Here is a 15297-nt window from a genome sequence, read left to right as displayed (position 1 = left end):
CGCGGTTCTGCGTCCGATCAGAGATCGAGGGTCAGACCGTCATGGGCGACGGTCCAGCCGCGCGCCTCGACACTGGCGCGCTCGGGCGAGTCCTCGACCAGGATCGGATTGGTGTTGTTGATGTGGATCAAAACGCGCCGGCCGATCTCGACATCGGCAAAGGAGGCGATGGAGCCGGTCTCGCCGTTGATCTGGATATGGCCCATACGCCAGCCGGTCTTGGTGCCGACACCGGCGCGGATCATGTCGTCGTCCTCCAGCACCGTGCCGTCGAACAGGAGCGCATCGGCGCCCGCGACACGGGCTTTCAGCTCCTCGGTTACCCGGGCGCAGCCGGGAATGTAGGCGAGGCGCTTGCCGCCGGCCTCGATCATCGTGCCGACGGTGGTCTCGGTCTCCGCACCGATCTGCATCGAGGCGTCTTCCAGCCAGAGCGGCACCTTGCCGGGCACGGAAAACAGCGTGACCGAGAGGCCGGGAACCGGCTCGAAGGTCTCGTTGAGGGCAATCGTCTGTCGCCGCACTACGTCAGCGGCCATTACGTCGAAGACGCGGTTGTCGGAGACGGAGGCCAGGATGCCCGGCGTGGCGTAGAGCGTGAAGGGCTGGCCCTCCCGCAGGGTCAGCAGGCCCGCGACGTGATCCACGTCGCCGTTCGTCAGCAGCACCGCGTGGATCGGCGAGTGGCGCAGGCCCTCCCGCGGATGCATCTGCGGATTGGCCTGGATCTGCTGGCGGATGTCGGGGGAGGCGTTCAGCAGGAGCCAGCGTTCCCCGTCCGGAGAGACCGCGATGCTCGACTGCGTACGCGGCCTGACGCGGGCATCGCCCGCCCAGGCCAGGGAACAAATGGAGCAGCGGCAGTTCCACTGGGGAACGCCGCCGCCCGCCGCCGAGCCCAGGATCACGACATGCATGGTGAGAACCCGCTGATGCCCGCAACCCCGACCCGGCTCAGATCACCTTAGTTGAAGGTGTCGATCTCGGCCGACTCGTAGCTCGTGACTTCCATGCCGACGCAGATCTCGGAAACGATGGGGGCAGCCCACTTCATGGTGTCTCTCCTCGACTTTATGGAACGCCGAAACCCTGCGATCCCACTTGATTAAGAGGATCGTAAGATACTGGCGACGCACTCGTTTTCGCACGCCGGAGGTATATCGCCAATTCCGGCTCCGCCCGCAAGAGCCAGCTTGCCGTTTCTTCCCAGGTTCAGGCCAAGTTCGCGTGAGACGGGAGGTCGACTTTCGTCCGCGCAGGGACTCTGAAACGAAATGCCGCGCGGCGTCAGTGGCGGAAATCCTGGCCGCGCAGGTCGAGCATGAAGCCCTTGCCGCGCACCGTGACGATGACGGGGCCGCCCAGCCGCACGAAATCCGAGAGCTTCGAGCGCAGGTAGCCGACATAGACATCGACCACGTTGAGGGAGAGACCGCCCTGGCCTGCCCAGAGGCGGTCGAAGATCTCGCCGCGCGAGATCGGCCGATTCACCTCCTGCATCAGCAGGGCGAGCAGCTCCGCCTCCCGCGGGGTGAGGCGGGCCGAGGCCTCACCGAAGCTGACTTGGCGGATGTTGACGTCGAGCGTCAGGCGGCCGGCGGTGAAGACGGTGCGCGGCGTGTCAGCCTCGCGGCGACGCAGCAGGTGGACTTGGAGCCGAGCCAGCAGCTCGTCGAACACGAACGGCTTGACGATGTAGTCGTCGGCACCGAGCGCCAGCCCCTCGGCCCGGTCGCGCACCTCGTCGCGGGCGCTCAGGAAAAGGATCGCACCGGGATAGCCGCCCTCCCGGAGCGACCGGCAGACGTCATGGCCGGAGCCGTCGGGCAGGGTGATGTCGAGCACCACCGCCTCCGGGGCGTCGTCGCGGGCGGCGCTCAGCGCGTCCTCGACCCGGCCGGCGACGCCGACGGAGAACCCTTCTGCCTCCAGGCCGCGAGCCAGGATGCCGCGGATGTCGATGTCATCCTCAACGATCAATACGCGCGTCGTCATGCGGCGCCGATCCTCTCGTGTCCTGCCCCATAAGATTCCGACGCGACGCCATCGTCGAGCGAGGGCAGGTCGATGACCACCCGGGCGCCGCCGTGTTCGGCCCTGCCGAGGCTGATCACGCCATCATGGCGCTCAACCACCCATCGCGCCAGAGCTAAACCTATGCCGAATCCCGCTTCTCCCGGTCGGGCCTCGCGGCGGAAGCGCTCGAACAGGCCGTCTCCGTCCCCGGGGAAGCCGGGGCCGTCGTCATCGATCGTGATGAGCGCCCGGCTGCCCTGCGGCGCGTCACGCCCGTTCAGCGAGACGGTGATGCGGGTCAGGCCGGTGGCGTGGCGCAGGGCGTTGTCGATCAGGCTCTCGACAACCTGGCGTAACCATTCCGGATCGGCGCTGATCTCGATGTCGCGGTCACCCGGCTCCAGCACCAGCTCGACCCGGCGGCGGGCGGCCTCGGAGCCGGCGCTGTCGACGGCATCACCCAGCACCGCCACCGCGCTCACGCTGCGCCGGTCGAGCTCGATCTGCCCGGATTCCGAGCGGGCGACGCGCAGGAGATCCTCGACCCGGCGCTTGAGCCGCTGGGCGCGCTTGCGGATGGTGGTGAAGACGGGTCCGTGATCCACGGCCCTGCCGGCGGCGCGCTCCGCCGACCGCTGGGCGAGGTCGCACTCGCCGAGGATCACGGTGAGCGGCGTGCGCAACTCGTGGCTGACATCGGCGAAGAAGCGGCGCCGGGAGCGATCCACCATTTCCAGCCGCTCGTTGGCCGCGCGCAGGTCGGCGGTGCGAGCCTCGACCGTGTCCTCCAGGGCGGCCCGGTCAGAGGCGAGTCGACCCTCGCGGCGGGCGAGCCGGGCGGCCATCCGGTTGAAGTTCGCGACCAGTAATCCGAGCTCGTCGCGTGTCTCGACCGAGAGACGCGTGTCGAGCGCGCCGCTGCCGACGGCGCCGGCCGCCCGGCGGATCTCCTCGATCCGCGCCAGCGTCGGCCGCGTCACCGAGCGGTAGAGAACCCCGACGAAGGCGAGTGCCAGTATCACCGCCGCGAGTGCGGCGGCGGTCAGCCGGTGTGACAGGGTCGCGGCGGCCTCAGAGCCCGCATTCATGCTGCGCCGTTCAGCCTCGACCAGCAGCGAGAGCGGCGGCCCGGTCATCGCCCCAAAGGCGTTGAGGGCACCCTGCATCGCGGTCTTGCGGCGGTCGGGATCGCTCTCCCGCCGCACCAGGGTGACTTGCCGGTCGAGCATCGCCCGGGCCGCACGCACATTGGCGAGCGGCCGTGTCCGGGCGATGTACTGGATCCGGTCCGCCGGGTTGGTGCTGGTCGCCATACCGTTGCCGAGCGCGTCGTCGACATGGTTGAGCGCTTCATCGACCCGATCGCGGGTCACCGACAGGGCCTCGGGCGGCGCGTCCGGATTGCCGATGCTCTCGATGGCGGCGAAACCGTACTGCGCAAGCCGTCCGGAGAGTTCGGCGAGAAGCTCCAGCCGGTGCTGGGCGGCGAGGGTCCGGTCGATGACGTTCTCGGTCAGCCGGATCGACCACAGCACGCCGGCCGCCGCCAGCAGCGCCAGCAGCGCGGTGCCGCCGAGCAGCAGCGCGAACCGGACTTTCAGCGAACGCATGGTCTCCCTCTTCGCCGCGGCGGCGAGCGGACCATGTCACCGCCGGAGCGGGGTCTCAAGCCGGCTTGCATTGCCGGCTTTCCCCGCCTCACCGACAGGTCGGTCCTACAGGTCGTTCGGCAGGCTGCCCTTGGGCGCACAGCGCCAGCTCTTCACGTGGTAGTCCGGATGCTCCTCCTGCCAAGCCGCCAACGTGCTCTGCGAATTGCGCAGGCACAGGAACGGGTTGGGATTCTCGTAGGAGAGATTGATCCGCTCGTCGTGGCACTTCGCCGGCTGGGCGATCAGGCAGACGGACAGGAGCAGGAACATGCGCGCGGCCTCGGGTCGGAGGAGGGCGCGGGGGGCTCGACAGGATCGGTGCCCTGCGCCTCGGTCCGAGGCAAGGTGGGACGATTCGGCAGGCCGGCAAGTCAATTTTATGCGACTTGCCGGCGGATTTCGGAAAAATCGTGCCGGTTCAGGCAGGCACGAACAACTCGCCCTTGCCAAGCGTCGCGAGATCGCCGGAGTAGCGCCGCAGCGTTCCGCCGAGAAGACCGGCCTGGGCCGCGCCGAGGCGTTTGAGGCTCTGCGCCAGCAGGCGGACGAACACCAGGTCCGGCGTACCGGTCTCGACGAAGGTCGGCAGCAGCGCGCCGTGGCTGCCCGCGATCAGCGTGCCGCGACGCATGCCGTAGCCCGGATGGTCGCCGAGCGCGCCGGAGACGACGATAGTGCCCGCGATCATGCGCGAGGCCGCAAAAGCACCGGCCGAGCCCGCCAGGATCATCCCCTTGCGCATGCGGTCGCCGAGATGGTCGCCGGCCGCACCCTTGATGACGAGCGTTGCGCCGTCGAGCCCGGCCTTGGCGGCGTAGACCGCGCCGCCTGCGTGGTCGCCGGCATCGCCCTCGACGGTGATGGTGCCGCCGGTGGCGCCGGTGGCAGCAAAGGGGCCGGCCGAGCCCGTGACCGTGAGCGATCCCGCCGCCATGCCCTCGCCGAGGCGCTGACCGACATCGCCCTCGACCCGGATCGACCCTTGCGAGAGCGCTGCACCGACCCGGTCGAGACGGGACGAGCCGCCCTCGATCACGAGGCTGTCGGAGCCGTCGAGCCGGATCTCGAACACGTCACCGAGCGTCAGGCCGCGGCGGCTCGTGCCGATCGCGAGCCGGCCCGCCTCGGCCTCGGACAATCCGCTCAGGGCGAGCGGGGTGATGTTGAGAAGGTCGACCCGCTCCGGCAGATCACCGCGAAGTCTCAGCGTGCTCATCGTGGAGTCCTCATGCGGCGGGTTTCTCCAACAGGTCGCGCAGGTGGTAGTGGTGCCGGCCGAGATTGCCGCCGTAATTGCCGGCGGTGACGGCGACCAGCCCGTGCTGAGCACCGACCTCGGTAGCGGCATGGAGCGCCGCGCGCATCGATTCGGCGACCGCTGCCGAGGTCAGCGCGTCGATGACGATCTCCAGCACCACGCCGCATTCGGGCGGCAGGGCCGAGCCGGCCCGGCCTTTGAGCGTCGGGCAATAGGCGTCGTTGGTCGAGGCCATCATGCCCTTGGTGCGGCCGCCGACCTTCGAGCCGGAGCGGACGATGCCGCCGGGGAAGGGCAGGATCGCGCCGGGCACGGCTTTGGCGGCCTCGACCGCGATCTCGGCGACCTTCAGCGTCTCGGAATGGACGCGTCCGAGGAACAGCAGGTTGCCGCCGCCGACCGCGCCATCGACTGCACGGGTCGAATCCTCGCAAAGGAACTCGCCGTCCATGACGGGGATGCGCCAGTAGCGGCGCATCTTGCCCTGCGCGTCAGGGAGCCGCTTGGCGACGGCGAAACCGTCACCGAAATAGCGGATCGCGCCGCCGAGCTTGATCTTGGTCGGGCCTTCGACGCCGGCGAAGCAGGCCGTGCCGGGGCAGGTGAGGATGCACTGGCCGACCCGCTTGAGGAGCTGGTCCTTCAGCCCGTTCGGCTCGAAGCCGAACAGCAGGATGCGCACGCCCGGGCGCCCATCCGGCGTTTCTTCCGGAGACAGCTCGGCGTCGACGCCGGCCTCGGCGCCGCAGCCGATGACGGAGGTGGCAAAGCCCGTCATCACCGTCGCCGCGATCATCGCCCATTTCGGCGTGTCGTTGGTGACGATGATCGCGGTGCCCGCGACGTCGAAGGCCTCGGCGAAGGTGTCCTCGACCCTGATGCCGTTGAGGGTGAAGTCGCTCATCGATTCAGTTCCATCACCCTGCCCATCACGCTCGGCATGCCACGTCTTCGAACGTCCCGGTGTTCTCCGGGAACGCGGCGTCCGGCACCGCGAAGGTGTCGAGCCCGGCGCCGAAGCGATCCTGCAGGTAGCTCTCGGTGCGCTTCTCCATGCCGGCATCGGCCTCGACATTGAGCGAGAGCGTCTTGCCCGATCCCCAGGCCACGACTTCACCGTCCTCGACGATCGGCTGGCCGTCCTTCAGCACCAGCTTGGCGCGGGAGAACATGGCCGTGCGGTCCCGCTCGTCGCGGTAGATCGCGACGTCGGCCTTGGCGCCCTCGCGCAGGTGGCCGCGATCGGTCAGTCCCAGCAGCTTGGCCGGACCGGATCGGGTGAGCTGGGCGATCTCGCTGAACGTGTACTCGCGCTCGATCTTCGGCAGCCCGGAGCGCTCACCGACGACCGCCGGCAGCGTCGCGATCTCCTTCGCCCGCTCCTCGGCATCCATCAGCAGGTGGATGATGCGCGGATACTCGGTGAAGACGCCGCCGTTGGGATGGTCGGTCGTCAGGATGGTCCGCTCGGGATTCGAGGAGAGCAGCATCAGCTCCAGGCCGATCGCCCATTGCAGCGACGAGACCGGACCGCGCGGCCGGTAGAGGAACGGCACCACGCCGCCGCCCTCGGCATCGCCCGCCGAGAGCACCCACTTCTTCGGCTTGGCGCCCTTCCGGCCGCCGAACTGGCGCAGGATGTCGAGCGAGATCGTCACCGTCTGGCCGAACACGACCTGACCGACGTCGTAGGTCGCGTTGGGATGGGCCTCCATGGCCGCGTTGATCCGCTCGGCCGCCGAGCGGAAGCCGCCGGTCATCGGGTTCTCGGGATCGACCACGCCGTAGGCGTAGAACTGGGCGTGGGCGAAGTGAATGCGCCGGCCTTCGGCCGCCTCCAGCGTGGCGACGAGGGAGTCGTCGGCGCCGGGCAGGCCGAGATTGTTGCAGTGGACGTGCAGCGGGTGCGGCACGCCGATCTCTTCCACCGCGTCGAGCAGGGCCGACATGATCTTGCGGGTCGAGAGACCGTAGCAAGGAATCTCATCGTCGAGGCTGAGCTTCAAGACGCCGTCCTTGAAGGCCGAGGCGCCGCCCGCATTGATGCACTTGACGCCCAGCCCCCGCGAATGGGCCAGCGTCTGCTGCACGAGATCGCGAACGGCGTTCTTGCCCTCGCCGTCGCGCAGCAGCTGGAGCAGGTGGTCGTCGTTGCCGAGCACGGCGAGGCCGCCGCGGTCGAGCAGCGGAATGTCGGCGAGTTCGAGATGCGTCGCGAGCGCGTTCGAGGGCGGCAGGGCCGGCTCGACCGCGGTGGTGTAGCCCATCCGCGCGTAGTTGGCGCCGATCCAGCTTCCCGAGCCGCCGGCATGAGCGAAGGGATGGCCGTTGGGCGCGGATTCGCTGACGTAGAGGTCGGGCAGCAGCAGGCGGCTCATCACCACGTTGCCGCCGGCGATGTGCGAGTGGACCTCGACGCCGCCGGCCATCACCACGCAGCCGGTGGCGTCGATGGTCCGGTCGGGCGCGCGCTCGGAGTGGGCGACGACGCGGCCGTCCTCGATCCAGACGTCGCCGATACCGTCGCGCCCGGCCGTCGGATCGACCACCCGTCCGCCGTGGATACGGGTCAGCATGAGACACCCTTCTCGATGAGGCGGTCGCGGATGCGGGCGAGCACGCCGGCGGCGGTCTGCGCTTCGGCCGCGGCCTTCGGTTCGGCATAGGCGATGACGCCGCGCCGCTCGTTCCAGAGGGCGCCGCCGACGCTCTGGCCGGGCACGCCCACGGTGATGACGATGTCGGCCGTCTCGCCCGCAGCTTCGGGAGAACCTTCGCCGACGATGGCCACCGTCGGCAGGCTGCCGAGCCAGGCCGGGCGCGGCGCGGGCAGCGAGGCGAGCCACAGAGCCGCGTCCGCCTCGCCCGAAGCGATCTGGCGGGCGCTGTCGAACCGCCACGGATCGTGCTCGGGCTGGTGGCGACCGAAGCCGACGCGGGGCGCCTGCCCGGTCGTCCAGGCGGAGAGCTGCACGGCGGCGCGGCCCTGGAACGGGTCGGCCAGCGTCAGCGCGAAGAAGCGGGTGGATTCGTTGAGGTCGCGGATCAAGCCCTGAAGCATCTCGACGCCGAGTTCGCCGACCTCCTCCGGATCGTAGACGACGACGCCGTACTGCGCGGCAAACAGGCGCCGGGCAAGGTCGGCGTAGGCCGCCTCACCGGCGAGGTGCCCCTTGGCGAAGGCGCGCAAATGCCCGAGCGAGACGGCGAGGCCGCCGGCTTCCGCCGCGTAGGCGACGTGGCGGGTCGCGCCGTTCTGAGGACCGCCGAGCGACAGCAGGGCGCGCTCGGCGCCCGCCGCGCGTCCGCGGCTCGGCGCTGCGGCGGCGATCTCGGCAATCAGGTCACCGTCCCAGGGGCGGTTGCCGAGGATCAGGATCACATCCGCCCGGCCGATGGTCTCGGCCCGCGTCGTGTTCATGATGCCGCCTGCGCTGAGTGCGCCGAGTTCGGCGTAGACGCCGGGCCCGGAGACGGGGTCGAGCGAGGCGCCGAGGGTCTCGGCCAATCGGTAGGCGGCGCGAAGCGCCGAGACTTCGGCGCTCAGGCCCGCCAGCACCGGCACGCGTGACGCGGCAAGCAGGTCGGCAGCGGCTTCAACCGCCGCGTCCACATCCGCCGCGCCTCCCTTCACCCAGGCTGCCATGCTTCCTCACCGTCGTTTCTTCGGGCATCCCCGCTTCAAGGCGGGGCGAAAGACGGTCATGTCCGAAGGGCGTCGGAGAGACACCCCTGGTGGAGCTTCGGTCGTCTCGAAATCCCGGCTCGGGTTCGAGAACGGCGGCTCGGACCGGCTCCACGAAAGGGAGCGGGCTGGTTTTGCCTTCCTGAGCCGGAGCCTGCAAGCCCCCGGCGAAGTTTGCATCGAGGATTTCGTGCATCGGTCCGATCCGGGCACGACGAGAATCCGGCCCAATGACAGCGTCGTTCGCATCTCCCGAGGAGGTGCCGGCGAGGTTGTCGCGGGCGCCGCAGCATGGGAGAAGCCGCCCGCATCACCGGGCGTGTGTGCGCCGGCCGAGCCGGCAGCTTTGACGGGAGGACATGAGACCGTGGCCGAGGTCCCGGACCAGACAGGTGACACCGTGAGCCTGCCGCGCCCCGCTGGGGCTGCCGTGCGGGTTCGTGCCCCCGCGCGCCTGCATTTCGGCTTCCTCGACCTCAACGGCGGTCTCGGACGCCGGTTCGGCAGTATCGGGCTCGCCCTCGACGCGCCGGCGGTGCAACTCGTTGCACGCTCCGCGAAACGCGCCTCCGCCAGCGGCCCGGAGGCCGAGCGGGTGCGCGCCAACCTGCTCGCCGCAGCCTCCTATCTCGACGTGCCGGAGACGGTGGCGGTCGAAGTCGAGGAGGCCATCCCCGCGCATGCCGGCTTCGGTTCGGGCACGCAGGTCGCGCTGGCCGTGGCCGCCGCTCTCGCGCGTCTCAACGGAAGACCCTTCGCGCCGGCCGACTTTGCCGACGTGCTCGATCGCGGCAACCGCTCCGGCGTTGGGCTCGCTGCCTTCACCGAAGGTGGGCTGATCGTCGATGGCGGGCGCGACACCTCCGGCGCACCACCGCCCGTCATCGCTCGGCTGCCCTACCCGGAAGACTGGCGGATCGTGCTGATCCTCGACGAGGCCATGACCGGAGTGCATGGCTCCCGTGAGACGGAGGCGTTCCGCGATCTGCCCCCGTTCGATGCGAGCCAAGCCGCCGAGATCTGCCGGATCGTGCTGATGCAGGTGCTGCCGGCTGCCGCCACCGCCGAGCCCAACGGTTTCGGCGCCGGCATCACCGCGATTCAGAAGCGGATCGGCGACCATTTCGCCCCTCATCAGGGCGGTCGCTTCGCGAGCCCGGCGGTGGCCGAAGCGCTCGCCGCCATCGCGCAGGCCGGTGTACCCGGATACGGCCAGAGCTCGTGGGGGCCAACCGGCTTCGCGCTGATGCCTTCGCAGAAGGAGGCGGAGGCGCTTGTCGCGGGGCTGGCGCGGCCCGGCCGGTTACGCTTCGTCATCGCGCGTGGACGCAACGTCGGCGCCTCGGTTGCCGGAGTTTAGAGCTTTTTCTTTTTCGTACGTCAAAGAAACCTGCGCTTGACCAGCGCCGGTCGTTCCGGTTTTGCACCTGAAGCGCCCCGCAAGGGCGCGGTTACGAGAGGACGAACACCATGGCCCGCTCGATCCTGCACATGCTGACGCCGCTCAAGCATATGAGCCCGTTCGACGTGAACATGGCGATCGACGCCGGCTTCGAGACGCTGATTCCCTATACCGGCGTCGATCTCACCGACGTCGTCTCGCTGACGCAGGACTCGATCTTCTCCCGCGCGCCGCAGGACGGCGTACGCACCTGCATCTTCATCGGCGGCAAGAACGCCGAGCTGGCGCTCGATATGGTGGACCGGGCGAAGAAGGCCTTCGTGCCCCCCTTCGTCAACCACGTCTTCGCCGACCCGGCCGGCTCCTTCACCACCGGCGCGGCGATGGTCGCCGAGGTGTCCCGCGCGCTGAAGGCGAAGTTCAACACCGACCTCAAGGGCAAGCGCATCGTCATCTTCGGCGGCGCGGGCGTGGTCGCCTACGTCGCCGCTGTGATCGGTGCGCTGGAAGGCGCGCAGAGCGTGCTCGTCGGTCATGATGGCGAGGAGCGCGTCTCGAAGATCGCCTTCACCATGAAATGGCGCTTCGGCATCGAGGTCGGCGCCGTCGACGGCACCCTGCCCGAGGCGCGTCGCGCGGCCATCACCGATGCCGACGTGATCCTCTCGGCCGGCCCCGCCGGCGTCTCGATCCTGACGGCGGAGGATCTCGAATCCGCGCCCAAGCTGCTGGTGGCCTCCGACGTCAACGCGGTGCCGCCCGCCGGCATTGCCGGGATCGACGTGAACGCCGTCGACGTTCCGCTGCCCACCGGCAAGGGTGTCGGCATCGGCGCGCTCGCGGTCGGAAACGTGAAGTACCAGACTCAGTGCCGCCTGTTCCGAAAGATGCTGGAGGCCCAGGAGCCGCTCTGCCTCGACTTCCGCGACGCCTATCAGCTCGCCGTCGAGATCGCCGGCTGAGCGCGGCACTGGGCCCGCTTCGTCATCGTGAGGGCGGCGGTGAGGGCGGCGCGGTCCTGATCGCCGCCCAGTCCGGCCGGGCGCTGGCCCAGGCCGCGCGGCGGGCGGGTCTTCGGCCGTTCGTGCTCGACCTGTTCGGCGACGAGGACACCCTGGCGCTGGCGGAACGCCACCGCCCGCTGCCCGGCCGTTTCGGCGCCGGCAGGCGCGACCGGGCCGGCGTGCTTGCGGGGCTCGATGACCTGTCGGAGCAGGCGGGCGGCGCCCTCGGTGTCGTCCTCGGCAGCGGCTTCGAGGGCGCGCCGGACCTCATCGCCGAGATCGCTGCCCGCCACCGCCTGCTCGGCGCGGGCGCGGAGACCGTCGCTGCGCTGAAGGATCCGTTCCGCTTCGCCGCCCTCTGCGAACGCCTTGCGGTCCCGCATCCGGCGGTCAGCGCTGGCCCGGTGACACAGCGCGGCGCGTGGCTCGTCAAGCGGGCGGGGGGCTGCGGCGGCGCGCATATCCGCGCGAGTGCGGCCGGTGCCGTCCCGCCCGGCCACTACCTCCAGGCCCGGATGCCCGGCCGCGCGTTTGCCCTGAACTTTCTCAGCGACGGGCGCCGCATCGAACCACTGGCGCTGACCGAGCAGTGGCAATCCCCATCACCGTTGCGGCCGTTCCGCTATGCCGGAGCGCTTGCCCGCGGCCGCGACGAGGCGGGGCCGGTCCCGGCGTCGCTCGTCGCGGAGATCGCGGAGGCGGCCCATCGGCTCGCCCGCGCCACCGGTCTCACGGGACTCGCCAGCGCCGACTGCCTCGTCGACGGCGAACGCTGGTGGCTGCTGGAGATCAATCCGCGCCCCGGCGCCACCCTCGACGTGCTCGACCGACGCCCGACCCCGCTCCTGATCCACCATATCGAGGCGGCGCTCGGCCGGATGCCGTCGATCGAGGCAGCACCGGCGGATGCGACGGGCGCTGAGATCTGTTACGCGGCCCAGACCCGTGCGGCGATGCCGCCGCTCGACTGGCCCGACCACGTGCGTGACCGGCCGCGGGCGGGCAGTCTCGTGGCGCGCGACGCACCGCTCTGCACGGTGACGGCCTCCGGGCCGGACGCCGCGGCGGTCAAAGAAGAATTGCGGGCGAGGGCCGAGCAGGTTCGCGCGCTGCTGGAGGAGACGGAGAACAATCATGAGTTCCAACACGACCGCGCCGAGCCTCAATGCCCTGGCCGGGCCGTTGGTCGAGAGCCTCGTCGCTGACGCGGCCAAGCTCCGCCTCATCGTTGCCCAGGAGAACGGCGCGCGCACCGTCGACGCCGGCGCCAACGCCCGCGGCTCGATCGAAGCCGGCCGCCGTATCGCCGAGATCTGCCTCGGCGGCCTCGGCACGGTGACGATCGCCCCCACCGGCCCGGTTGCCTCCTGGCCCTATACGGTGGTGGTCCACTCCGCCGATCCGGTGCTGGCTTGCCTCGGCTCGCAATATGCCGGCTGGAGCCTCGCCGACGAGGAGGGCGATTCCGGCTTCTTCGCCCTCGGCTCGGGCCCCGGCCGCGCGGTGGCCGTGGTCGAGGAGCTCTATAAGGAGCTCGGCTACCGCGACAACGCGACGACGACCGCCCTGGTGCTCGAATCCGCCAGCGCCCCGCCGGCCTCCGTCGTCAACAAGGTCGCCAGCGCCACCGGCCTCGCGCCGGAGAACGTCACCTTCATCTACGCCCCGACCCAGAGCCTCGCCGGCGCGACCCAGGTCGTCGCCCGCGTCCTGGAAGTGGCGCTGCACAAGGCCCACACCGTCGGCTTCGACCTGCACAAGATCCTCGACGGCATCGGCTCGGCCCCGCTCTCGCCGCAGCATCCGGATTTCATCCAGGCGATGGGCCGCACCAACGACGCCATCATCTATGGCGGCCGGGTGCAGCTCTTCGTCGATGCCGACGATGCCGATGCCAAGCAGCTCGCCGAGCAACTTCCCTCCACCACCTCGGCCGATCACGGCGCGCCCTTCGCCGAGATCTTTGCCCGGGTGAACGGCGATTTCTACAAGATCGACGGCGCGCTGTTCTCGCCGGCCGAGGCGATCGTCACCTCGGTCAAGACCGGCAAGACGTTCCGCGGCGGCCGTCTGGAGCCGCAGCTCGTGGACGCCTCGTTCGCGTAAGAAGCGCAAGACCTTCTCCCCGACGGATCTCGGGCTTGCCCGAGATCCGCAAGCGTCTGCCCAAGCCGGGCAGATCCGACTTGGGTGGGGGAGGGTACCCGCCGAGCGGGCAGGGAGGGGTCGGCTCAGGTCTGTCCGAAGGCGGCGCTCCCCTCTCGCGCCCCTCGCTGACGCGAGGACTCCCCCTCCCGCAGAGGGGAGTGGGGTCAAAAATAGCTGGAAAAACGAATGCGCATCGGGCTCGCGGCCGACAACGGCAATTGGCACAAGGCGCGGCTGCGGGAAGCGCTGCGGGGCTTCGGCGTCGAGCCGGTGCTGTTCTCGCTCGCCGACGTCGCCGTGGTGACCGGCGGTGGCGAGCCGCTGCGGGTGCCCGGCTTCGAAGACGAGCTGCCGGACGGCGTCCTGCTGCGCACCATTGCCGGCGGCACGTTCGAGGCCACGACGATGCGGCTCGGCGTGCTCCACGCGCTGGTCGCCTCCGGTGTCACGGTCTGGAACGGCCCGACGGCCATCGAGCGCTCGGTCGACAAGGCCGCGACCTCGCTGCTGATCGCCCGCGCCGGGCTGCCGACCCCCGACACCTTCGTCGTCTCGAAGCGCGAGGCGGCGGCCGAGATCGTCGCCCGCGAGGCGCGGCCGGGAACGCCGATCGTGCTCAAGCCCCTGTTCGGCTCGCAGGGCGAGGGGCTGATGCTCCTCGAAAACCCGGACGATCTGCCGGCGCAAGAAGCGGTCAGCGGCGTCTACTATCTCCAGCGCTACGTGCCACGGGCCGACGGGCTGTGGCGCGACTACCGCGTCTTCGTCTGCGAGGGTCGGGCGATCGCCGGCATGATCCGCGAGGGCGACGGCTGGATCACCAACGTCCATCGCGGCGGCCGCCCCTTCGCCTGGGACGTGCCGGCCCGCGCCGCCGAACTCGCCGAGGCCGCGGCGGCCGCCGTCGGCGTCGACTACACCGGCATCGACCTCGTCGAGGACGGCGAGGGCGGCTTTCTGGTGCTGGAGGTGAACTCCATGCCGGCCTGGTCCGGCCTGCAGCAGGTGACGGAGGTCGACATCGCCGGGGCGGTGGCCCGCGGCTTCCTCAACGCGGTCCGCGCCGCCCGCCCGCCGCGGCTGGTCTCGGTGCTCGGATGAGCGCGGCGGCGCAGGGCGGCCTGCCCGCGGCGACGGTGGCCGACCTGTACCGCGCGGCCTGCCTCGCCGAACTCGATGCGCTGAAGCCCGGCAACGTCCACGGCTACGCTCCGGGCCACCGCATGGTGACCGCCGATTTCGTCACCAGCGCCGATGTGTCGGCGCCGCCGCTCGCCGAACCCGGCGCGCGGGTCGGGCAGCGGGTCCGGGGCGGGGTCGAAGCCACCTTCGCCGCCGTCGGTCAGAACACCAATCTCGGCATCCTGCTCCTCTGCGCCCCGCTCGCCCGCGCCGCGGAACGGCCCAGCCCCCTGGCCGAGACCCTCAAGGCCGTGCTGGCGGCGTTCGATGCATCCGATTCCCGCGACGTGTTCGCGGCGATTCGCCGGGCCAATCCCGGCGGCCTCGGCCGGGCCGAGCGCCACGACGTCGGTGCCGAGGGGCCGGTGCCGCCGCTCCTCGACGCGATGGCGGAGGCCGCCCCGCGCGACCGCATCGCCCGCGCCTATACCGACGGCTTTCGCGACCTTTTCGAGATCGGCCTGCCGGCGCTGCGCGCGGCACGCGGACGGGGCCTCGCACCGCCCTGGACCACGACGGCCGTCCACCTCGCCTACCTGACCGAAGTGCCGGACAGCCATATCGTCCGCAAGCACGGCCCCGAGCGGGCCGAGGCGGTGCGGGTGGAGGCGCGGGCTCGGCTCGCCGGACTCGACCTTGCCGCGTCTCCGGTCGAGGTGCTGCTCGCCTATGATCGGATGCTGAAGGAGGCCGGCATCAATCCAGGCACGAGCGCCGACTTCACCGTCGCGACCCTGTTCCTCGACGCGCTGCTCGCCGCCCGCGGCGAGACGGCCTGAGCCCTCACCCGCGAGGGGACGCGCGAGGGGACGAATCTTCCCGCGTCAAGGCCCCTATGCTTCCAAAAAATCGCCGATTTCAGGGCCTTGCGCGGGTTGTTCGGCGGAATGGCCCGCTGTAGGGTCCGCCCGCTATCCGGGCAAACCGGCTCGGCTCTCAGCCGGGCGCCG

15 protein-coding genes are annotated in these 15297 nt (G+C 70.4%); 6 read left to right on the top strand and 9 right to left on the bottom strand.

Annotated elements, in window-relative coordinates:
• Positions 1-17: 17 nt before the first annotated feature.
• The 9 genes from pqqB to FHU13_RS02885 form a co-directional block, all read right to left on the bottom strand.
• Positions 18-917 (bottom strand): pyrroloquinoline quinone biosynthesis protein PqqB, encoded by a 900-nt coding sequence (gene pqqB / locus FHU13_RS02925; protein WP_183434363.1) that lies wholly within the window; start codon positions 915-917, stop codon positions 18-20.
• A 47-nt stretch (positions 918-964) separates the two neighbouring features.
• Positions 965-1054 (bottom strand): pyrroloquinoline quinone precursor peptide PqqA, encoded by a 90-nt coding sequence (pqqA, locus tag FHU13_RS02920; protein WP_012317526.1) that lies wholly within the window; start codon positions 1052-1054, stop codon positions 965-967.
• 233 nt (positions 1055-1287) lie between these two features.
• The gene (locus FHU13_RS02915) at positions 1288-1995 is read right to left on the bottom strand and encodes a response regulator transcription factor (RefSeq protein WP_017485235.1); all 708 of its coding nucleotides are present in this window, start codon (positions 1993-1995) and stop codon (positions 1288-1290) included.
• Positions 1992-3626: an ATP-binding protein gene (locus FHU13_RS02910; protein WP_183434362.1), complete on the bottom strand. Its 1635-nt coding sequence runs from the start codon at positions 3624-3626 to the stop codon at positions 1992-1994. The genes FHU13_RS02915 and FHU13_RS02910 overlap by 4 nt, the downstream gene beginning before the upstream one ends.
• Before the next feature lie 105 nt (positions 3627-3731).
• Positions 3732-3938 (bottom strand): hypothetical protein, encoded by a 207-nt coding sequence (locus FHU13_RS02905; RefSeq protein ID WP_183434361.1) that lies wholly within the window; start codon positions 3936-3938, stop codon positions 3732-3734.
• A 148-nt stretch (positions 3939-4086) separates the two neighbouring features.
• Entirely contained in the window at positions 4087-4884 is a 798-nt protein-coding gene (locus FHU13_RS02900) for a formylmethanofuran dehydrogenase subunit C (protein ID WP_183434360.1), read from the bottom strand.
• A 10-nt stretch (positions 4885-4894) separates the two neighbouring features.
• A complete protein-coding gene (gene fhcD / locus FHU13_RS02895) occupies positions 4895-5830 on the bottom strand; it encodes a formylmethanofuran--tetrahydromethanopterin N-formyltransferase (protein WP_183434359.1) in 936 nt (311 codons plus the stop codon).
• 25 nt (positions 5831-5855) lie between these two features.
• Complete coding sequence (locus FHU13_RS02890; RefSeq protein ID WP_183434358.1) at positions 5856-7502, bottom strand: formylmethanofuran dehydrogenase subunit A; 1647 nt, start codon at positions 7500-7502, stop codon at positions 5856-5858.
• Positions 7496-8572 carry a formyltransferase gene (locus FHU13_RS02885; RefSeq protein ID WP_183434357.1) on the bottom strand — a complete coding sequence of 359 codons (1077 nt, stop codon included), beginning with the start codon at positions 8570-8572 and terminating at the stop codon, positions 7496-7498. Before FHU13_RS02885 ends, FHU13_RS02890 begins: the two co-directional genes overlap by 7 nt.
• Positions 8573-8978: 406 nt before the next feature.
• Here FHU13_RS02885 and FHU13_RS02880 point away from each other — a divergent pair, with 406 nt between their 5' ends.
• From FHU13_RS02880 to FHU13_RS02855, 6 genes are all read left to right on the top strand, one after another.
• Positions 8979-9971 carry a beta-ribofuranosylaminobenzene 5'-phosphate synthase family protein gene (locus FHU13_RS02880; RefSeq protein ID WP_183434356.1) on the top strand — a complete coding sequence of 331 codons (993 nt, stop codon included), beginning with the start codon at positions 8979-8981 and terminating at the stop codon, positions 9969-9971.
• Positions 9972-10081: 110 nt separating this feature from the next.
• Complete coding sequence (gene mtdB, locus FHU13_RS02875) at positions 10082-10975, top strand: NAD(P)-dependent methylenetetrahydromethanopterin dehydrogenase (RefSeq protein ID WP_183434355.1); 894 nt, start codon at positions 10082-10084, stop codon at positions 10973-10975.
• 122 nt (positions 10976-11097) lie between these two features.
• Positions 11098-12222, top strand: coding sequence for an ATP-grasp domain-containing protein (locus FHU13_RS02870; RefSeq protein ID WP_183434354.1), 1125 nt, complete (start codon positions 11098-11100; stop codon positions 12220-12222).
• Positions 12152-13123 (top strand): methenyltetrahydromethanopterin cyclohydrolase, encoded by a 972-nt coding sequence (mch, locus tag FHU13_RS02865; protein WP_183434353.1) that lies wholly within the window; start codon positions 12152-12154, stop codon positions 13121-13123. The genes FHU13_RS02870 and mch overlap by 71 nt, the downstream gene beginning before the upstream one ends.
• Before the next feature lie 228 nt (positions 13124-13351).
• On the top strand, positions 13352-14266 hold the full coding sequence (locus FHU13_RS02860) for a RimK family alpha-L-glutamate ligase (protein ID WP_183434352.1): 915 nt from the start codon (positions 13352-13354) through the stop codon (positions 14264-14266).
• A complete protein-coding gene (locus tag FHU13_RS02855) occupies positions 14263-15126 on the top strand; it encodes a triphosphoribosyl-dephospho-CoA synthase (RefSeq protein WP_183434351.1) in 864 nt (287 codons plus the stop codon). Before FHU13_RS02860 ends, FHU13_RS02855 begins: the two co-directional genes overlap by 4 nt.
• Positions 15127-15297: the final 171 nt, after the last annotated feature.

The sequence above is a fragment of the Methylobacterium sp. R2-1 genome (assembly GCF_014191355.1).
Classification (GTDB): domain Bacteria; phylum Pseudomonadota; class Alphaproteobacteria; order Rhizobiales; family Beijerinckiaceae; genus Methylobacterium.
The sequence above is the reverse complement of the archived record's forward strand: the minus strand, read 5'-3'. Positions and strand labels throughout refer to the sequence as shown.